This is a genomic window from Bosea sp. 685, from assembly GCF_031884435.1.
Taxonomy (GTDB): Bacteria; Pseudomonadota; Alphaproteobacteria; order Rhizobiales; family Beijerinckiaceae; genus Allobosea.
In genome coordinates, this window is the sequence record NZ_CP134779.1 from 6,063,846 (window position 1) to 6,083,104 (window position 19,259).

21 protein-coding genes are annotated in these 19,259 nt (G+C 64.4%); 7 read left to right on the forward strand and 14 right to left on the reverse strand.

All coding sequences use genetic code 11. From position 1 onward, the window contains the following. Positions 1-87 precede the first annotated feature (87 nt). The 3 genes from RMR04_RS29530 to RMR04_RS29540 form a co-directional block, all read right to left on the reverse strand. On the reverse strand, positions 88-966 hold the full coding sequence (locus RMR04_RS29530) for a transglutaminase family protein (RefSeq protein ID WP_311912068.1): 879 nt from the start codon (positions 964-966) through the stop codon (positions 88-90). A gap of 148 nt (positions 967-1,114) precedes the next feature. Further along, positions 1,115-1,393 carry a hypothetical protein gene (locus RMR04_RS29535; protein WP_311912069.1) on the reverse strand — a complete coding sequence of 93 codons (279 nt, stop codon included), beginning with the start codon at positions 1,391-1,393 and terminating at the stop codon, positions 1,115-1,117. Between the two features lie 134 nt (positions 1,394-1,527). Further along, positions 1,528-3,336, reverse strand: coding sequence for an ABC transporter ATP-binding protein/permease (locus RMR04_RS29540; RefSeq protein WP_311912070.1), 1,809 nt, complete (start codon positions 3,334-3,336; stop codon positions 1,528-1,530). A 224-nt stretch (positions 3,337-3,560) separates the two neighbouring features. On the opposite strand from RMR04_RS29540, the gene RMR04_RS29545 reads away from it, so the two are divergent. The 3 genes from RMR04_RS29545 to RMR04_RS29555 all read left to right on the forward strand — a co-directional run bounded on the left by RMR04_RS29545 (position 3,561) and on the right by RMR04_RS29555 (position 6,028). Continuing rightward, entirely contained in the window at positions 3,561-4,316 is a 756-nt protein-coding gene (locus RMR04_RS29545; RefSeq protein ID WP_311912071.1) for a Crp/Fnr family transcriptional regulator, read from the forward strand. Between the two features lie 195 nt (positions 4,317-4,511). Beyond that, positions 4,512-5,249, forward strand: a complete 738-nt coding sequence (locus RMR04_RS29550; protein ID WP_311912072.1) for a class I SAM-dependent methyltransferase — start codon at positions 4,512-4,514, stop codon at positions 5,247-5,249. A gap of 209 nt (positions 5,250-5,458) precedes the next feature. Further along, the gene (locus RMR04_RS29555) at positions 5,459-6,028 is read left to right on the forward strand and encodes an NADPH-dependent FMN reductase (RefSeq protein WP_311912073.1); all 570 of its coding nucleotides are present in this window, start codon (positions 5,459-5,461) and stop codon (positions 6,026-6,028) included. Positions 6,029-6,040: 12 nt separating this feature from the next. Here the strand turns inward: RMR04_RS29555 and RMR04_RS29560 are convergent, their stop codons facing one another. After that, positions 6,041-6,553 (reverse strand): hypothetical protein, encoded by a 513-nt coding sequence (locus RMR04_RS29560; protein ID WP_311912074.1) that lies wholly within the window; start codon positions 6,551-6,553, stop codon positions 6,041-6,043. A 291-nt stretch (positions 6,554-6,844) separates the two neighbouring features. Here RMR04_RS29560 and RMR04_RS29565 point away from each other — a divergent pair, with 291 nt between their 5' ends. After that, a complete protein-coding gene (locus RMR04_RS29565; RefSeq protein WP_311912075.1) occupies positions 6,845-7,777 on the forward strand; it encodes a glutaminase in 933 nt (310 codons plus the stop codon). A gap of 10 nt (positions 7,778-7,787) precedes the next feature. Here the strand turns inward: RMR04_RS29565 and RMR04_RS29570 are convergent, their stop codons facing one another. From RMR04_RS29570 to RMR04_RS29605, 8 genes are all read right to left on the reverse strand, one after another. Next, positions 7,788-8,621, reverse strand: a complete 834-nt coding sequence (locus tag RMR04_RS29570; protein ID WP_311912076.1) for a shikimate dehydrogenase family protein — start codon at positions 8,619-8,621, stop codon at positions 7,788-7,790. A gap of 43 nt (positions 8,622-8,664) precedes the next feature. Beyond that, positions 8,665-9,687 (reverse strand): Gfo/Idh/MocA family protein, encoded by a 1,023-nt coding sequence (locus RMR04_RS29575; RefSeq protein WP_311912077.1) that lies wholly within the window; start codon positions 9,685-9,687, stop codon positions 8,665-8,667. A 127-nt stretch (positions 9,688-9,814) separates the two neighbouring features. Next, positions 9,815-10,849 (reverse strand): Gfo/Idh/MocA family protein, encoded by a 1,035-nt coding sequence (locus RMR04_RS29580; RefSeq protein WP_311912078.1) that lies wholly within the window; start codon positions 10,847-10,849, stop codon positions 9,815-9,817. A 37-nt stretch (positions 10,850-10,886) separates the two neighbouring features. Continuing rightward, positions 10,887-11,336: a type II 3-dehydroquinate dehydratase gene (gene aroQ, locus RMR04_RS29585; RefSeq protein WP_311912079.1), complete on the reverse strand. Its 450-nt coding sequence runs from the start codon at positions 11,334-11,336 to the stop codon at positions 10,887-10,889. A 133-nt stretch (positions 11,337-11,469) separates the two neighbouring features. After that, positions 11,470-12,201, reverse strand: coding sequence for an amino acid ABC transporter ATP-binding protein (locus RMR04_RS29590; protein WP_311915983.1), 732 nt, complete (start codon positions 12,199-12,201; stop codon positions 11,470-11,472). Between the two features lie 72 nt (positions 12,202-12,273). Beyond that, entirely contained in the window at positions 12,274-13,116 is an 843-nt protein-coding gene (locus tag RMR04_RS29595; protein WP_410492167.1) for a transporter substrate-binding domain-containing protein, read from the reverse strand. A gap of 92 nt (positions 13,117-13,208) precedes the next feature. Further along, positions 13,209-13,850 (reverse strand): amino acid ABC transporter permease, encoded by a 642-nt coding sequence (locus tag RMR04_RS29600; RefSeq protein WP_311912080.1) that lies wholly within the window; start codon positions 13,848-13,850, stop codon positions 13,209-13,211. 11 nt (positions 13,851-13,861) lie between these two features. Next, entirely contained in the window at positions 13,862-14,530 is a 669-nt protein-coding gene (locus RMR04_RS29605; protein WP_311912081.1) for an amino acid ABC transporter permease, read from the reverse strand. A 252-nt stretch (positions 14,531-14,782) separates the two neighbouring features. Between RMR04_RS29605 and RMR04_RS29610 the strand changes: the two genes are divergently transcribed. Beyond that, positions 14,783-15,454: a TetR/AcrR family transcriptional regulator gene (locus RMR04_RS29610; RefSeq protein WP_311912082.1), complete on the forward strand. Its 672-nt coding sequence runs from the start codon at positions 14,783-14,785 to the stop codon at positions 15,452-15,454. 31 nt (positions 15,455-15,485) lie between these two features. On the opposite strand, the gene RMR04_RS29615 is transcribed toward RMR04_RS29610, so the two are convergent. Further along, positions 15,486-16,319, reverse strand: a complete 834-nt coding sequence (locus RMR04_RS29615; protein ID WP_311912083.1) for a sugar phosphate isomerase/epimerase family protein — start codon at positions 16,317-16,319, stop codon at positions 15,486-15,488. 21 nt (positions 16,320-16,340) lie between these two features. Further along, positions 16,341-17,036 carry a GntR family transcriptional regulator gene (locus tag RMR04_RS29620; protein WP_311912084.1) on the reverse strand — a complete coding sequence of 232 codons (696 nt, stop codon included), beginning with the start codon at positions 17,034-17,036 and terminating at the stop codon, positions 16,341-16,343. A gap of 367 nt (positions 17,037-17,403) precedes the next feature. Here RMR04_RS29620 and RMR04_RS29625 point away from each other — a divergent pair, with 367 nt between their 5' ends. Both RMR04_RS29625 and hpaH read left to right on the forward strand, forming a co-directional pair. Beyond that, entirely contained in the window at positions 17,404-18,297 is an 894-nt protein-coding gene (locus RMR04_RS29625) for a dioxygenase family protein (protein ID WP_311912085.1), read from the forward strand. A gap of 174 nt (positions 18,298-18,471) precedes the next feature. Then, on the forward strand, positions 18,472-19,254 hold the full coding sequence (gene hpaH / locus RMR04_RS29630; protein WP_311912086.1) for a 2-oxo-hept-4-ene-1,7-dioate hydratase: 783 nt from the start codon (positions 18,472-18,474) through the stop codon (positions 19,252-19,254). Positions 19,255-19,259 lie beyond the last annotated feature (5 nt).

Genomic DNA, 19,259 nt, shown 5'->3' on the forward strand with positions numbered 1-19,259 from the left:
AACGCTCTACATCCTTGTTTTATCGCATTTTCTTCACGCGAACCGGTGTCCACTTCGCTCGAAAATGCTCTAGGGAGCGCCGCGCCATCAGGCCGGCTTGTCGATCGGCTCGATATTGACGCCGACGCTCAGCCCGAGAAACGAGCCCGTCCCCCCGGTGAAACTGCCGGAGACCGGCGAGGCATCCTCGGGCACGCGCGCGACGGCGACGCGCAGAAGTTGCCTGTCAGCGACAAGATCATTGGTCGGGTCGAACTCCACCCAGCCATCGCCGGGGATGAAGACATCGGCCCAGGCATGGGTCAGGCCGATGCTGGAGACCAGCCCGGCCGCGTCGGGCGAGCGGTCGTGAATATAGCCCGTCACGAAACGCGAGGCGAAGCCCATGCGCCGGGCGAGCTCGATGAAGAGCCAGGCATAATCGCGGCAGGAGCCGGCCAGCCCCCGCAGCGTATCGGCGGGATGCTGGGTGCCTTCGTCGAAGCGCACCGCATAACTCAGCCCGGTATAGATCGCATGGGCGAGATCGCGCAGCAGATGCCCGGAACCATGGCCGATGCGGGCGCGAAAATCCGCCAGCCATTGGTCGAGCAGGCCGTCAGGGTCGGCTGCAGCGAGATCGAGATAGGGCTGGAGCACGGCGCGCTCCGCTTCGCTGTAGACGACGCCGGTCACGGCTGCGGGATTCTCGATCTCGGTGCGCAGCAGGGCCGAACCAAAGCGCTGGATCACCAGCTCGCTGACGATGTCGAGCGTATTGGCCGGCGCGTCGAAATTCGCGACCGCGACCGAATTGCCATAAGCATCGTGCATCCAGCGCAACCGCGCCCGCGGAGCGATCGACAGCGCGGTATCGACCACCCGCAGATCGAAGGAATCGCGCGGGCGCAGCATCAGCCGATGCGGCCCGAATTGCACCGGAGCGGCATAGCGATAGGTGGTGGCGTGACGGATGCGTAGATACATCGTATCCCCCTGGCCGCTTCTGCGACAGCATCCGCGACGAACAAAAACGAGCCGCCCGGAGGCGGCTCGAAGTGCATCGCGCGAGGGAGCGCTGGGTCGTCAACGCGCGACCCCGGAAACGGTTCCGCCCCCGCGAAAATAAATCAAATCAGCGGATGATCACCCTTGGACCACTCTCCGCCATGGCCTGCTGCGAGGTGGCGATGGCGCGCTTGGTGCGATCGACGACCTTCTGGCCGGAATCCACGGAAGCGAAGCGGGTATCGGTCGGCTCATGGCGCTCAGTCTTGGCCTGCGCGACCGTGCTCGAGCTCTGGTCGTCGGGGCGCTGCCAATCCGCGCCGAATGTCAGGCTGGCGACGGCCACGCCCATGAAGCCGAAGAACAGGCCAGCGCGTTTGATGGGGGCAAGGCTGTCATTCAACATCTGTCTCTCCCAACGCCACAACCAGCCACCATCAGCCGGTTTATGCAGGAGTTAACGCAAGGATCGCCTCACAGTTCCATTTCGGCACGATCGGGGCGCGGACCGGCGATCACGTCGACGTGAACCGCCTCTCCTCAAGCCGCGTCGTCATTGGCGGAGCCACGGCTGCGGAACAGCCGCCAGAGTGATTTACCCAGTCGCCGCGAGCTCAAATGAGCGCCGACGAGGCGCTTCTCCAGCGTGATCTTGCGGTCATGGAACTCCTCGAGACCGATCCGATGGCCGACGCTGATCACCGTCGCATGGGCAAGCTCGCCCTCGAACAGACCCAACAGCGTATTCTGGCTATCCTCGTCCAGCGCCGAAGTCGCCTCGTCCATGATGACGATGTCGGGCTTCTGGATGAGGAGGCGGGTGAAGGCGACGCGCTGACGCTCGCCGCCGGAGAGGATCTGATCCCATCGATCCTCGTCATCGAGGCGCTTGGCGAGATAAGCCAGCCCGCAGCGCTTCATGGCAGCGATGACGACATCATCTGGGATCGGCGCATCCGCTTGCGGATAGAGCAGCACGGTGCGGAAGCTGCCCATCGGCAGATAGGGCTTCTGCGGCACGAAGGCGATCGACTTGCCACGCGGCACCTCAATCCGTCCCGAACCCCAGGGCCACAACCCCGCCAAGGCGCGGATCAGCGTGCTCTTGCCGGAGCCGCTTTCGCCGACGATCAGCACCTTCTCGCCCAATTCGATCACCACCGAGGCATCGGCGATGACCACGCGGCCATTGCTGTGGGCGATCGAGAGATTCTCGATATGGATCGCGCCATCTTCGCTCTCACCGAGGCTGATCTGGGTTTCGCCTTCCATGATCGTGCCGACATCGAGCGCCTCCAGCGCCTCCTGGAGCTCGTCGACGCGGGCCACCGAGGCGAACCACTCGGCCAGCCGCACGAAATTGTCGACGAACCAGATCAGGGCCGCTTGCACGGCGCTGAAGGCCGCGACGACCTGCATCACGGCACCCAGCGTGACCTCGCCCGAAAGATATTTCGGCGCGATCAGCAGCAGCGGCACGATCGGAAACAGCGCGCCATTGGTGTTGAGCACCAGCGCGATGACGCCTTGCTGGCGGATGACGCCCAGCCAGGCCGCGACGACGCGGCCGTAATTCTCGCCGACGGAGGTCCGTTCATCGGCATCGCCGCGGATCAGCGCAATGCTCTCGGCGTTCTCGCGCAGCCTTGTCATCTCGGCGCGAAACTGCGCCTCCGCTTCGTTCTTCGCCGAGATGCGGCCGACCAGCGGCCGACCGGCAACATAGGCGGCGAACGAGGCGATGATCGCATAAAGGATCGCCGCGATCGCCATATAGCTCGGGATCACGATCTCCACACCGCCGAGCACGAAGCGGGCCGAACCTGCGACATGCCAGAGGATGGCGGCGAAGGTCGCAGCGGTGACGGCCGCGCTGATCAGACCGATCGCGAATTCGACGAGCGGTTCGACGGCGAGGCGGACATCCTCCGCGATACGATATTCCGGCGCGCTCTGCTCCTTGGCGGTGAACTGCATCCGGTAATAGCGCTGGTCGGCGATCCACCAGCCGGCGATGCGGCGCGTCAGATCTTCACGCCAGCGCATCTGCAGCAGCATGCGGCTGATCACCAGCGCCGACAGCGTCAATGCCGAGACCGCGATAAGCAGCGGCAACCAGCCGATCGTGCCCCAGACCGCCGCGACATCGCGCTTTTCGAGAGCGTCGAAGAACAGCCGATTCCAGGCATTGATTCCGACGGCGGTCGCGATCTGTGCCGCGACGAAGACAAGCACGACGATCGTCAGCCCCCAGGCACGCAGCCGGGTTTTGCCCATCCAGAATTTCAGTGCCGTCGCGAAGAAGCGGCTCATACGCGAGCGTTTCGGGACACTCAGCGTGTCGGACATGCAGCGGCCACTCCAGAATCGTCACGGCACCATGACGGACGCTGATCGAGAACGTCCTGCCGCGGCGCAAGTTCCCTTGCCGCTCCACGCATGCTGCGCCGCACAAGACAAGAATGCGTGCGAGAAACACGTGCAAGACGGGAACAAGTGACAGGATGCCGGGTTATCCTCTCCGGCCAGACGCGCATGCCGGCAGCCATTGCAAGAGCGGATCAATCGACAGGATGGCGACAAGCGCGAATCAGAGCCGCATCGGCGTGCCCTGCCTGGCCTGTCCGCTCCGGCTCAAGCCGGCCTTCAAGGACAAGACCGACGATGAGGTGCGCTTCATCCAGGCGATGAAGACAGAGCATCGCCTGCTGCCAGCCGGCGCCGACATCATCCGACCCGGACAGGAGGACGCGGCGCTCTACACGCTCTTCTCCGGCTGGGCGTTCCGCTACAAATCCCTGCCCGACGGCCGGCGCCAGATCCTGAACATCCTGCTGCCGGGAGACCTCGTCGGCTTGCAGGCGTCCCTGCTGAGCGCCGCCCAGCACGGCATCGAAGCCCTGACCGAGGTCGAGCTCTGCGCCTTTCCACGCAAGCGGCTCTGGGATCTGTTCGTGCGGATGCCGAGCCTGTCTTATGAGATCGCCTGGCTCGGCTCGCGCGATGAGAGCCTGCTCGACGAGAACCTGACCTCTGTCGGCCAGCGCAATGCTGCCGAGCGCATCGCAGCGCTGCTGATCTCGCTCCATCGTCGCGCCGACGCGCTTGGCCTGGTGAGCGAGAACAGCTTCCGGTTTCCACTCTCGCAGCAGCAACTCGCCGACGCGCTCGGATTATCGCTCGTCCACACCAGCAAGACATGGGCGAAGCTGCGCCGGGCCGGCCTTTTCGCGATCTCAGGCGGGCGATTGACCTTGCTCAATCCGCGCCTGACCGCTCGCATGGCCTCGCTTTTCGAACAGGAACGCGAGCCGAGACCGCTGATCTGAAGGCGCCGCCTGCCTCAGCAAGCGGCAGATCTTCGTGCCCTCAAGGCTCTTGAACCCTATATGTCGGGCAGGTAACGTCATTATTTCGTCATGGTTGCCGCATGTTGCGTCAGCATCAGGGGTCAAATGTCTCAAACTCTCCACCATCGTCGTCCGCGCACCGGCTCTCTGGCTGCAAGGCTAGGCCAGTCGAGCATGGCCGTGCGCATCGAGGATGAGGTGCGCGTGACCGCTGCCGACCTCGTCGACAGCATGGCCGAGGCGCGCTTGAGGGTCGCCGCGGTCCGCTACAAGGTCGAAGGCGAGGTCCGCCAGAAAGCCGAGAAGTTCAGGACCCATGTTTCCAGGGTTGCCGGCGAGGCCAAATCGAAGCTGAGCGACGAAGCTCGCTTCATCAAGTCGTGGATCGACGATCCCGGCCGTACCGGCTCCGTGACGCCGTCCAGCCCGTTCCTGGCGCGACGCATGGCGTCCTTCGTCGACCCCGCCATTCCCGGGCCGGTGATCGAGATCGGCCCCGGTACCGGGCCGGTGACCGAGGCGCTGATCGAACGCGGCATCAGCGAGGAACGGCTCATCCTGGTCGAATACAGCCCGGAATTCTGTGCGCTGCTGCGCCAGCGCTTTCCCCGCGCGACCGTGGTGGAGGGCGACGCCTATGCGCTTTCGACGACGCTGGCAGGCCACCTCCAGGAGAAGGCGATCGCCGTCGTCTCCAGCCTGCCCCTGTTCAATCGCCCGCCGGCGATGCGCAGCGCGCTCGCCAAGGACGCCTTCGCCTTGCTGGTCGAGGGCGCACCCCTGATCCAGTTCACCTATTCGGTGATCTCACCCGTGCCCCGCAAGGGCTCCGGGCTGAAGGCCTTCGCCTCGGATTGGGTCTTGCGCAATATCCCGCCCGCCCGCGTCTGGGTCTATCGCCAGGCGACATAGGGCTTGCGACACAGGGCATGGGACATGGGGCATGGGACATAGGGTTTGCGAGGCGGCCTTCCCGACGCCCTGATTGCTCGGACATAATCGGGCGCTTCATTGCATCCGCGCAATCGTGACATCGCGCTCGGCAGCCTTGGCGTCGCGGGTGCAACGGCATAGCCTTCATGCCAGTCGCTCCCGACCGTCCTGATCCGACCGAGGCCGTCATGTCCGCACCCAAAATTCTGGTTTTCTCCGGCTCGTCGCGCCCCGGCTCGCTCAATGCGAAGCTCGCGGCCCTGGCGGCAAAGAAGCTCACCGCGGCGGGAGCGCAGGTCACGCTGATCTCGCTCGCCGACTACCCCTTGCCGCTGGTCGATGCGACGGGCTTCGGCCATGCGCCGCAGCCGGCCCATGACCTGCGTGCGCAGATCGACGCTCATGCCGGCCTGTTCATCGCCAGCCCGGAGTACAATGCGGGCTATGCGCCGGCGCTGAAGAATGCGCTGGACTGGGCGAGCGTCGCCAAGCCCGGAGCGCCTGCGACCGGGCTGGCCGGCAAGGTCGTGGCGCTCGGCGGAGCCTCGCCGGGCGCTCTGGGCAGCTATCGCGGTCTGACGCAGCTGCGCACCGTGCTGGAGCTCGGTTTCGGCGCGCTGCTGATCCCCGAGATGGTTGCGGTCGGCGGCGCCGACAAAGCCTTCGGCGAAGATGGCGAGATCACCGACCCCCGCACCAGCGGCTTCCTCGACGCGGCTCTGGAGCGCTTGATCAAGCTGTCCAGCCAGCAGGTCTGAACCCGACCGTCGTCACTGCAACTCGCAAGGCCCTTTCGCGGGCGAGAGTCGCCAGAGCATGTCGTCGGGCTTGCTCGGGATCTTGACGGCCTTGTCCGCGATTTCCTCGGCATCATAGGGGTTGGGGTTGGCGACGATGCCGTCGCTCCTGACGTCGAGCGTGCCGCCGGGGCCGGCGTCGATGCGCCAGGACCCGGCCTCCCATTCCGGCTGACAGCGCAGGCCCTTGCCATTCGGCCGGCAGAAGCCGCCGAGCTGATAATCATAGCCTGTCGCCGCATTGCGCCGGCGCAGGTTGATGTAAAACTGGACATAGCTGCCGCCCGGCTCCGGCGGCACGGCATCGGGCAGGTGAACCAGCCGGATGCTCGCCACAAGCTGCCCCGGATGCGCCTTGAGATGGCTTTCGTCGTAGTCTCGCTCCCAGCAAGCGGCCTGTTTTGGTGGCAGCTCGCGTTCGAGCGGGCGCGCCGAGGCGGGCAAGGTGAGGCAAAACCCCAGCATCAGGGCAGAGATCGCGGCCATCTGCATCGCATCGGCTCCCGGCGGTCTATTCTCCCGCGCTGAAGATCACGACAGATCCAGGCGCAGCGCAACGGCTTTCATCCAGAGGCGCGCTTGACCCACCTGGACGGCTCAGGCTTGTTGCGCGAGCCAAAGCGTTTTCGAGCGAAGTGGACGCCGGTTCCCTCGCGACAAACGCGAGGCGTTTGCGCGGAGAAAACACGTTAAAACAAAAAGCTAGCGCAATTGAGCGATCCAATCGGATCGCTCAATTGCGCTAGGACGGGCCGCAAAGCCGGCGGGGTGGAAAGCTTGACGGACATAACCCGACTGGTCCGCGATATCGCCCAGGACATGGCGGCAGCCGAGGATCGCGGCGCGGTCGCGAGCTATATTCCACCCCTGGCGACGATCGACCCCAGCCGTTTCGGGCTCTGTATCGTCACGGCGGATGGCGCGGTCCATGCCGCTGGCGACGCCGAGCAGGCCTTCTCGATCCAGAGCGTCTCGAAGGTGTTCGCGCTGACGCAAGCGCTCGGCAAGATCGGCGACACGCTCTGGCGTCGCGTCGGCCGCGAGCCCTCCGGCACGCCCTTCAACTCGATCGTCCAGCTCGAGCGCGAACAGGGCATTCCGCGCAACCCCTTCATCAATGCGGGCGCGCTGGTTGTCGCCGACATCAACCTCGCCGGGCATGAGCCGCGCGTGGCGATCGGCGAATTGCTGCGCTTCGTGCGCTATCTCGCCGATGACGACACGATCACCATCGACGAGGCGGTGGCGCGCGCCGAACAGGCGACCGGATTCCGCAATGTCGCGCTCGCCAACTATATGAAGGCCTTCGGCAATATCCAGCACGCGCCGGAGCTGACGCTCGGCGTCTATTTCCACCAATGCGCCATCGCGATGACATGCCGGCAGCTTGCCATGGCCGGGCGCTATCTGATGCATGGCGGGCTCTACCAGCCCGGCGGCGCACGCGTCGTCTCGGCCCAACGGGCGCGCCGTATCAACGCGCTGATGCTGACCTGCGGCCATTACGACGCCTCGGGCGATTTCGCCTTCCGCGTCGGATTGCCGGGGAAATCGGGTGTCGGCGGCGGAATTCTGGCGATCGCGCCCGGGAAGGCCTCGATCGCGGTCTGGTCGCCGGGGCTGAACGCCAATGGCAACTCCAAGCTGGGTACGCAGGCGCTGGAGCGGATTGCCGAAGCGACGGGCTGGTCGGTTTTCAGCGCGACCTAGATGTGAGCTCTCAATAGTTGATCCGCGAAACCGCCCGGAGTTCGTCTGCGGTAGCCGTCGGAAATCCGAAGAACTCCAGATAGGCCGGGATCTGCTCGAACAGCATGTCGGTGCCGATCTGGAAGGCGCAGCCACGGGCGCGGGCCGCCGCCAGGAAGGGCGTGATCTCCTGCTTCATCACGACCTCGCCGACGAAAGCCGAGGGCGCGATGCGCTCGACGTCGACCGGCAACGGATCGCCCTCCTTCATGCCGAGCGGCGTCGCATTGACGACGATGTCGTAGCCGGCGGGGTCGTTGGAGCCGACCGAGACCTTGAGCTTGGGATAATGGGTGCGCAGGCGCTCACTGAGCCCCTCCGCCATGGGGGTGTAGGCGTCGAACAGGCCAAGTTCGGCGACGCCAGCCTTGGCCAGCGAGGCCGCGATGGCAGAGCCGACGCCGCCCGCGCCGACCACGAGCGTACGCGCGCCCAGGAGCGTGCGGCCCTTGCGCAGGACGCCACGCACGAAGCCTTCGCCATCGAACATATCGCCGATAAGCGATCCATCGGGACCAAGGCGGATCGCGTTGCAGGCGCCCGCGACCTTCGCCGTGGTCATGACCTCGTCCAGGAGCGCGATCGTCGCGACCTTGTGCGGCATGGTGACGAGAGCACCATGAATGTTGGAGAGCCTGAACAGCGGCTTGAGAAAGGCGGCATAATCCTGCGCCTTGCAGCCCATCGGCACGACGACGGCATCGATGCCGTGCTGCTCGAAATAGGGATTGTAAATCATCGGCGCCTTGAAGGACTCGGTCGGATAGCCGAGATGGGCGATGAGCTTCGTCGTGCCGCGTATCATGGCGAACAGGCTTTCATGGTCTTGCTTTGCCGAGGCCGGCCCCTCATCGCGTGATCGTCACAGCCGCGCCCGAGCGTGCGCTCTGGCCGATCGCGTCCAGGGTCAGGGCGATGTCGATGGATTCGGCGGGCGTCGCGCCGGTCCAATGCGCGACGCCTTGCGTCACCAGACGCTGAAACGACTCGGCTTCGGCCAGGAAGCCGTTGCCGGGCGCGACCTCGATGATCTCCGGGACGGCCGCGATGGTAGTTCCGCGCCGCAGCGTCAGGACCGGCGGGCCGCCGACTGGGGGATGGTTGAGGTAGCTGGTCTCGATCGTCCCGGCGTCGCCGGCGATCAGGGCATGGCGGTGATAGGCCGTAGCGAAGCTGCAGGAAACCTGCGCCAGCGCGCCGCTCGGAAATTCCAATGACGCCACGACGCTGAGATCGACGCCGGTCTCGCTCCAGCGAGCCATGGCGCTGACGCGTTCGGGCCGCTCGCCCGCGGCCAGCAGCGCAAGGCTGACGGCATAGCTGCCGGCATCGAGCAGCGCGCCACCGCCGACCTCCGGCTTCAGGCGGATATTGCTCGGGTCGGAAAAGGCGACGCCGAAGCTGGAGCGGATCAATTGGACCTTGCCGATCGCGCCTTCCGCCAGCAAGTCGCGCAGCTTCAGGGTCTGCGGCTGGGCGCGATAGGGATAGGCCTCGACGAGATGGCGTCCGAGCCGTTGGGCGGCTGCAAACATGGCGCGCGCCTCGACTGCCGTCATCGCCAGCGGCTTTTCGCAGAGTACATGCTTGCCCGCTTCCATGGCGCGGATCGACCATTCCGCATGGAGCGAATTCGGCAGCGGATTGTAGATCGCGTCGATCTCCGGATCTGCCAGCAGGGCCTCATAGGAGCCGTGCGACCGCGGAATCCCGCATTCCTGCGCGAAGCGCTGCGCCTTGCCAGCATCGCGGCTCGCGACCGCCGCGACCGTCACGGTCTTTGACGGCGCAACCCCGCTGGTGAAAGCGCGCGCGATGTTCGCCGCGCCCAGAACCCCGATGCGCAGCGGCCGCGATCCCGTGTCATCCATGATGCATCTCCTCGAAGAGGTTGAACGGTCCCGCTCTCATCTAAAAGTGAGAGCAGGATCAATGCGAAAAACCGGTTCCCACTTTTTCGCACCCTGCTCTAATGGCTCGCCGCGATATCCAGGCATTTTAGTCGATCGCGATCATAGCGCCCGTCGCAGCCGACCGCTTGACGGCTTCGACCACCTTCAAGGTGTTGAGGCCTTCGCGACCCGAAACGACCGGCGTGGCACCGTCGCGGATGACCTCGCAGAAATGCCGGATCTGCGCCTTGAGCGGGTCTTCCGGCGTGAACGGCACGCGTTCGCGAATAAGCGGTTCCCACCAGCTTCGTTTGTCGGGGTTCGACCAGAGTTCGAGCTGCGGAATGGTCAGCGAGCCATGCGTTCCGCCGATCTGGTAGCAGGACTGGTCCTGCTGCGGGTAGGCCGGATTCTCGCCAGTGGTCAGCTCCCAGCTCCAGGGCGCGACGACCGAGTCCGAGACGTTCACCGTGCCGAGCACTCCGCTGGCGAAGCGCAGTAAGATGACGGCCGTCTCCTCCACCGCATTGCCACGGACCGCGTTCGATTCCTGCGCCTGCACCGAGACGATCTCGCCGCAGAGATAGCGCAACAGATCGACGTCGTGGATCAGGTTCAGGAAGACCGGCCCGGCGCCGGTCTCGCGACGCCAGCCGATCTCGAAATACTCATCAGGCTTCATCAGCCAGAAGCTGCCATGCAGCGTCAGGACGCGGCCAAGCCGACCGGCCTCGATGATCTCCTTGGCCTTCCGGATCATCGGATTGTAGCGGCGGTGATGGCCGACGAGCAGTGGAACCCCAGCCTTCTCGGCCGCCTCGACGAGTGTTTGAGCTGCCCCGACCGCGTCGGCGATCGGCTTCTCGACAATGGCCGGCACACCGGCCGCGATCACCTCCAACCCGTTCTGGACATGGAGCTGGTTCGGCGTGGCGATGATGACGCCGTCGGGGCGGTCAACCGCAGTGAGAGCGGCAAAGCTCTCATACCAGCGTGTCCCGAGCTTTTCGGCCAGATCGCGCCCAATCGGCGAGGGATCGACGATGGCCGACAGGATCGCGCCCGGCTCCGTCTCGACATGTTCGGCATGGCGCTTGCCGATCAGGCCGGCGCCCATCACGGCAAGTTTTACTGGCTTCATCTGATGCTCCGCTGAATCGTCGGCAACCAGAGGTCGCTCAGGCCGCCTTCTCGTCGATCAATCGCGCGACCCGCTGCAAGGCGAGCGAATAGCCCTGCGTGCCGAAGCCGGCGATGACGCCGTCGGCCCGCAGCGAGACATAGGAATGATGCCGGAAGGCCTCGCGCTTATGGACATTGGAGATGTGCACCTCGACGACAGGCGGCTCGAAGGTGTTGAGTGCATCGAGGATCGCCACCGAAGTGTGGGTGAAAGCGGCCGGGTTGATGACGATGCCACCAGCCTCATCCCGCGCCGCGTGAATCCAGTCGATGATCTCGTATTCGCGATTGCTCTGGTGGAAGCGGAGGTCGAGCTTCAATTCGCCCGCAAGCTTGCGGCATTCGGCTTCGACATCGGCCAAGGTGACATGGCCGTAGATATGGGGCTGGCGCTTTCCGAGCAGGTTGAGGTTGGGTCCGTTCAGGACATAGACGAGGCGGCTCATGATCGACTCCAGATGGCTTTATCGACGCGCGACTTCGCGTGAATTGCGCTAGAGCAGGATGCGAAAAAGTGGGAACCGGTTTTTCGCATCCTGCTCTAACTCCTTGATGAGAGACGGATTCAGATTTCCGGCTCTAGTGCTCGCGTAGGATCTCGCCGAGAAACTGCTTGGTGCGGGCGTGGGTGGGATTGCTGAAGAAGACCTGCGGCGGCGCTTCCTCGACGATCTCGCCTGAAGCCATGAAGATGACGCGGTCGGCGACCTGGCGGGCGAAACCCATTTCATGGGTGACGCAGATCATGGTCATGCCCTCCTCGGCGAGCGCGACCATGGTGTCGAGCACCTCCTTGACCATCTCGGGGTCGAGCGCCGAGGTCGGTTCGTCGAAGAGCATCACCTTGGGGCCCATGCAGAGCGCACGTGCGATCGCGACGCGCTGCTGCTGGCCACCGGAGAGCTGGGCCGGATATTTGTCGGCCTGCTCGAGGATCTTGACCCGGTCGAGCAGGCGGCGCGCATTGGCTTCGGCGTCCTTCCGGCTCTGGCGCAGCGTGCGCATCGGGGCGAGCGTGCAGTTCTCCAGCACGGTCAGATGCGGAAACAGGTTGAAGTTCTGGAAGACCATGCCGACCTCGCGCCGAATGGCATCGATCGTGCTGGAATCGTCACCGAGCGTGATGCCATCGACGCGGATGGCGCCCTTCTCATAGGCTTCGAGACGGTTGATGCAGCGGATCAGGGTCGATTTACCCGATCCCGACGGCCCGCACAGGACGATCTTCTCGCCTGCGCGGACCGAAAGGTTGATGCCGGTCAGAGCCTTGAACCCGCCATACCATTTGTCGACGCTCTCCATCACGATCATGGGCGTGTCCGTGGCTGGGCCGAGGTGATCAAGGCTGGTCATGACCGGGCTCCCGAAATGGACGTGTTGGCGTCAGGCAACGACGAAGGGAACGCCTTCGACGCTGGCGGGGAAGCTCGGCATCGGCACCTTGATCCACTTCGCGTAGATCTTCGCAAGCTCGCCATTGGCCACGATCTTGTCGATGAAGGCGTTCGCAGCCGCATTGATCTCCTTCTCGCCGAGCCGCGTGCAGGCGCCATTGAACAGGCGCTGGAATTCAAGCTTGTCCTCGAACGTGTCAGGCTTGGCGGCGTTGAGGCGTCCCACATAGAACATGTTGCCGCCAACGGCCTGGACCTGGCCCGAGATGAGTGCCTGGATGGTGGCGGCATCGTCATCGAAGCGCCGGATCGTGGTGCCTTCCGGTGCGTTCTTTGTGACCTGCGTGTCCTGCGTGCTGGAGCGCGGTACGCCGATTGTCAGCTTGCCCATGTCGGCATTGGTCTTCACCACGATCGTCTTCGGCGCCACCAGCGTGATGTAGTTCGCGACATAGGGCTTGGAGAACTGCACCGCCTTGGCGCGCTCCGGCAACATCGCCATGGTCGCGAACAGAATATCGACGCGGCCTGCCGTCAGTGCGGGAATGCGGTTGGCCACGGCAAGCGGCACGAATTCGACGGTCACTCCGAGCTCCTTGGCGAAGAGTTCTCCGACATCGGCGTCGAGGCCCTCTTGCTTGCCGCTGGTATTGACGAAGCCGAAAGGCGGATTGTCGCCCTGGATGCCGATGACGAGCTTGCCCTTGCTCTTGATCTCGGCCGGCGTGATCGCCAGAGCAGGCCGCGTCAGCAGGGCAGGTGCAGCAAGGGCGACTGAGGCGCCGAGCAGCAGGTGACGGCGGTTCAGCATCGTGCGGGTCAAATCAGTCATGGTCTCTCTCCCTGGGTTGGCTTCTTGCTGGGTTGGCTTCTTGTGGGGCAGGCATTTTGAGTCAGGCATGGTGGCGCGTTGTGCCGGCATCCTCACCGTGTGGCCGTGGCGAGGCGGCGTTCGAGCCAGGCGCCGTAGAGCGACAGCGGCCAGCACATGGCGAAATAGAGAGCCCCGACGACGCCGAAGACGAGCAGGGGCTGGAAAATCTGGTTCGAGACGATGCTGCCGGCGCGCGCCAGCTCGGTGAAGCCGACGATGGCTGCCAGCGACGTGCCCTTGATCAATTGCACCAGGAAGCCGATCGTCGCCGGCAGCGAGATGCGCAGCGCCTGCGGCAGGATGACGTCCTTCATCCGCGAGACGTAATTCAGGCTCAAAGCCTTGGCGGCCTCGGTCTGGCCGCGCGGCACCGCCTCGATCGAGCCGCGCCAGATCTCCCCGAGATAGGCGCTGGCGTGCAGCGTGAAGCCGATCGCGACCGCGACCCAGGCATCGAGCTTCAGCCCGACAAGCGCCAGCCCGTAATAGACCACAAAGAGCTGCATCAAGAGCGGCGTGCCCTGGAACAGGCCGATATAGCCCGCCGCGACGCGCTCCAGCACAGGGATGCCCGAGGTCCGCGCCAGCGCGACGATGAGGCCCGTGACGCCACCGCCGAGGAAGCCGATGGCCGACAGAGCCAGCGTCCATTTCAGGCCGGCGAGGAGGAAGAGGAATTCGTTGAGACCCATCACGCCCTCCCTCACTTGACCGGATAGCTGAGATAGCGCGACTGGATCAGCCCGAAGACCCGCATCAGCAGCCAGGACATGACGAGATAGAACAGCGTCACCGCGCCATAGACCTCGAAGCTGCGGAAGCTGTCGGATTCGATCCTCTGGGCGACGGAGGTCAGTTCGTAGGCCGCGATCGCCGAGGCCACGCTCGTGGTCAGGGTCAGCAGGATGAATTGGCTGGTAAGCGAGGGGTAGATCGCGCGCAGAGCCGGCTTCAGCACGATCAGGCGGAAGACCTGGGTCTTGTGCAGGCCAAGCGCCAGACCGGCCTCGATCTGCCCCTTGCCGATCGATTGCACGCCGCCGCGGATGATCTCGATCGCATAGGCGCCGCCATTGATGCCGAGCGCGATGATCGCCGTCGGCGTCGGATCGAGCCGGATGCCAGCGAGAGGCAGGGCAAAATAGATGAAATAGATCTGGACCAGAAAGGGCGTGTTCCGGATCAGCTCGACGAAGGCGATGACGAACCAGCGCACCTGCCTGATGCCGGAATCGCGCAGCATCACGCCGCCGATCCCGATGATGATCGCGAGAATCATGCCGCCCAAGGCCAATCCGAGCGTGCCGAGACAGGCCGCCAGCAGGCTGGGGAGCCCGTCGATGACGGGCAAGAAGTCGAGCGTGTAGTTCACGGCGTTTTCCCTGGAGCGGCCAACCTTCTGAACGGGTTGATCCGAGCATTATATCGTCGATTACCGCGCCTCTGATCGGGCGCCTTGGCGGATTTCTCAGGCTCGGTGCGCATTACGCGCGCCATGCCAGCGATAGATCCGCGAATTCCAATTGTACTGGATAGTTCAATTGGTCAAGCGAAATTAACTGCCTGGTCCATTTACAGCCGCGCACAGCGCGCTAGGGTCGCGACCCGTTTGGAACGTTGCGAGATGAATCGGATGGTGACCGTCCCGCCCCTGCCGGCGAAGCGCCGCAAATCGGCGAGCTGGACGCAGGATCCTGAAGGCGTGCGCCGCGACATCCTCGCGGTGGCGCGCGCCGAATTCGTGGAGAACGGCCTCAGCGGCGCCCGCGTTGACGAGATCGCGGCCAAGACCTCCAACAGCAAGCGGATGATCTATTACTATTTCGGCGACAAGGAGGGGCTCTACCGGGCCGTGCTGGAGGAGGCTTATGCCCGCATCCGCACCTTCGAGCGCAGCCTGGATCTCGCAGCGCTGCCACCGCGCGAGGCGATCGCCACGCTGACGGGCTTCACCTTCGACTATCACGCCGACAATCCGGATTTCGTCCGCCTCGTCATGGTCGAGAACATCCACCACGCCCGCCATCTCGCGACCTCCACCAAGATCAGCGTGCTGAACCTCTCGGCGATCGACATGATCCGCGAGGTCTATGAACGCGGGTTGGCGGAAGGCCTGTTCCGCGAGGGGCTCGACCCGATCGACATCCACCTGACGATCAGCGCCCTGAGCTTCTACAACGTCTCGAACCAGGCCAGCATCCGGCAGGTCTTCGGCCATGACATGGCGGCCCCGGAGGCGCGCGAGCGCCGCCGCCGAAGCGCCATCGAAACCGTATTGCGGATGGTCTGTCGCTGACGGGAAATGATCTGGCGCCTGCACCATCAGCTCAGGCCGATTCAGCCAGATTGCGGACCGCGATAACGGTCATCGCGGCGTCGAAGACGGCCTGTGCATGCTCCAGCGCCGGGGCGCCGCGATTGGGCACCTCGACTGAGAGCGTCACATCGGCCGGGAGCTCGGTCAGCAGATTGTGCAATGGCAGGACGCCTTGCCCCGGCAATAATCGCCCGCCGCGCGCCTCCTGGATGATCGCCTCGACCGATACGGGCCGATCCGCGCCTGCATCGCAAAGCTGAGCGCTCCTGATGAGATGTGGCGGCATCTCCCGCAGATCGGCCGGGGTTCCGCCGCCGCGCGTGAGATGCAGCGCATCGACGAGCACGCCGCCATTGGCGCGTTCTGCCTCCAGCACGACCCGCGCCGCGTCCTGTATGGTTGCCACTTGCCGCCAGGGCATGTTTTCGAGATCGACGCCCAGGCCGAAGCCGGCAGCCAGATCGCAGAGCTCGGCGAAGTTGGCGACAAGCCGGCCATGCTCGGGATCGTCACCGCAGACGCTCAGCCGCTTCGCTCCGAGTTCGGCCGCGCTTTCGAGAACCTGCGCCAGGCTGACCGGCGAGAAGCTGCCGTCGATGACGACGAATTCGATATCGTGGACGCGCAGGCCCGTATTCGCGAGCAAAGCCCGCATCGAGGCCATCAGCGCGCTGCCCGGCCGAATCTCGTAGAACGGGGCGCCCGGGAAAGCCGGGTGGAGCCGCAAACCCACCGTGGCGTAGCCGATCTTCGCGGCAAGGGCGACGAAATCGAGCGGCGCGACGTCGATCGTGGTGAAATGCGCGATCCCGAGCGGTGGCGGCGAGGCGGATGACGGCTGCATCAGGATCGCGCCCCTCTCGGCTCAGGGCTGAAGCTGGTCGGACAGGCGGGCGCGCAGATTGGTGCCGGTGCGCAGGATATGCTCACGCAGCTTCTCGCAGGCGTAAGTCCCATCGCGCGCCACCGCGCCCTGCGCGATCTCGCTGTGCTCGGCGGCGACATTCCGATCGCCACCCTGCGCCACCAGAAAAACCCGGCGATAGCGATCGTTCAGATTGTGCAGCATGGCGCAGAAATTCAGCAGCAGCGGCATGCCGCAGCCCGCGATCAGAGTCATATGGAAGTCGCGATGGGCGTGTTCCCAGGCTTCCAGCGTCGCCGGCGCGCCGGCGACCCGCTCGGTGCGGTTGAGGCGGTGGAGCGCGCGCATGACGTCGCTCTCCCAGTTCAGATCGCCATTGGCGATGGCCGAGGAGAGCGCGAGGCTCTCGAACTCGACCCGCAGGCGGGTGATTTCCGCCAGATTGCTCAGTGAAACCGGCGCGACCGAATAGCCCTTATTGTCGTGCAGTTCGACGAGGCCGACCGCGATCAGGCGGGCCAGTGCCTCGCGCAGCGGGCTCAGCGAAACATCGAGCTCGCGCCTGACCGCGTCGAGATTGATCTTGGTTCCGGGGCGTAGCTCGCCCGACAAAATCGCCTCGCGCAGCCGGTCGACCAGACGCGATGCCTTGGTGTTCTTGCTGTCGCTCGAACCATGGGTCGGTGAGCCGGGCATGGATGCGGGTTCCTCGGAAGCGGAACTCCCACCTCTGGCAAATCCTGCCCTCGACGCCAATGCATCGGCCGGCTCGTCGGCGACAAAACTCATGCTGCCACCCCCTTCAACCGTGCCGGTCCAACCATCACCGATGGCTATTATAATCGATTATCAATGTCAATCACTCCGACCGAGCAAGCCACGAAACCCAACCTTCACCGTCAACGATCGATGGGCGTATGAATAATTATTGTTTTATTTGAGTATGTTATTCGAATTCTGGAAAATCTTCCTCGGCAAAAACCGGCGTGCCAACTCGCACCCCGGCTCGCCAAAGTTGACAGATAATCGATTTTAATCAATGGAGGGACGCAAGGAGGACGCCATGATCATCGAGAATCACCACGATGTGACGCGCGACGCACTGGCGGTGATGGCGCGCACGCAGAACCCGCGGCAGCGCGAAATCCTGGCCTCGCTCGTGACCCATCTCCATGCCTTTATCCGCGACGTGCGCCTGACCGAAGTCGAGTTTCGCGAAGCGACCGCGCTCCTGAACGAGATCGGCAAGCTCACCAGCGACAGCCATAACGAGATGGTGCTGATGGCCGGCTCGCTCGGCGTCTCCTCGCTGGTCTGCCTGCTCAATAATGGCGATGGCGGCAACACCGAAACCTCGCAATCGCTGCTCGGCCCGTTCTGGAGATTGAACGCGCCGCGTGTCAGGAATGGCGGCACGATCATCCGCTCCGATACACCAGGCGATCCGCTGCTGGTGACGGCCCGCGTCGTCGACCAGGCCGGCGCGCCCATCGCCGGCGCCGAGGTCGATGTCTGGCACGCCTCGCCGGTCGGGCTTTACGAGAATCAGGATCCCGAACAGGCTGAGATGAACCTGCGCGGCAAGTTCACCACCGATGCGGATGGCCGCTTCTGGTTCAGCACCGTGAAGATGGTCGGTTACCCGATCCCGACCAATGGCGTCGTCGGTCGGCTGCTGGCGGCACAGGACCGGCATCCCTATCGCCCGGCGCATCTGCATGCGCTGATCGTCAAGCCGGGCTTCAAGGTCCTGATCTCGCAGGTCTACGATCCCGAGGATCCGCATATCGACACGGACGTCCAGTTCGGCGTCACCAGGGCCTTGCTCGGCGATTATGTCCGCCATGACCAGCCGCACCCGTCCGATGCCGGCATCGCCACGCCATGGTACGCGCTGGATTACACCTATGTGATGGAGCCCGGCGAAACCGTGCTGCCGCGCCCGCCGATCAAGTAGCGAACCCACCGCTGCATTCCGCAAGCCGGCCCGGCTAGAGCGTTTTCGAGCGAAGTGGGCCCCGGTTCGCGTGAAGAAAACGCGTCAAATCGGCCCCAGAGTCCATAACAGCCTCTAGAGCAATTGAACGATCCAATCGGATCGGAGATTGCTCCGACCGCGCAGGAGACCATCATGCTGACTGAAGACGAGCGCCAACAGGGTGCCGACGCATTGCTCCAGGCGGAGCGCACGCGCCAGCCGATTCCCCAGCTCAGCAAGACCTATCCCGGTATCGAGATCGAGGACGCCTACCGCATCCAGGGTCTCTGGGCGCAGGCGCGAATCGCCAATGGCGCCCGTATGGTCGGCCACAAGATCGGCCTGACTTCGCGCGCCATGCAGATGGCGTCGAAGATGACCGAGCCGGATTATGGCTGCATCCTCGACGACGCGCTCTACAATGACGGCGCCCAGATCAAGGCAAGCGACTTCATCAAGCCGCGCCTGGAGGTCGAACTCGCCTTCGTCATGGGGCAGGACCTGGAAGGCCCTGGCGCGCGCATCTACGACGTCATGCGCGCGACCGAGATGGTGCTGCCAGCGCTCGAGATCATCGATTACCGCACCGAGGTTCCGCGCGCGATCACCGACACCATCGCCGACAATGCCGCCTTCGGGGCGATCGTGGTCGGTGGACGGCCGATCCGCCCGATGGATGTCGATATCCGCTGGGTCGGCGCGACGCTGTCGAAGAACGGCATCATCGAGGAATCCGGCGTCTCAGCCGCGATCATGGGCCACCCCGCCGCCGGCATTGCCTGGCTCGTCAACAAATTGCACGCTGTCGGAACGGGGCTGAGGAAAGGCGAGATCGTGCTCGCCGGCTCCTTCACCCGGCCGGTCGATATCGCAGCCGGCGACGTCATCCAGGCCGATTACGGTCCGCTCGGCGCCATCGGCGTCTCGTTCAGTTGAGATTC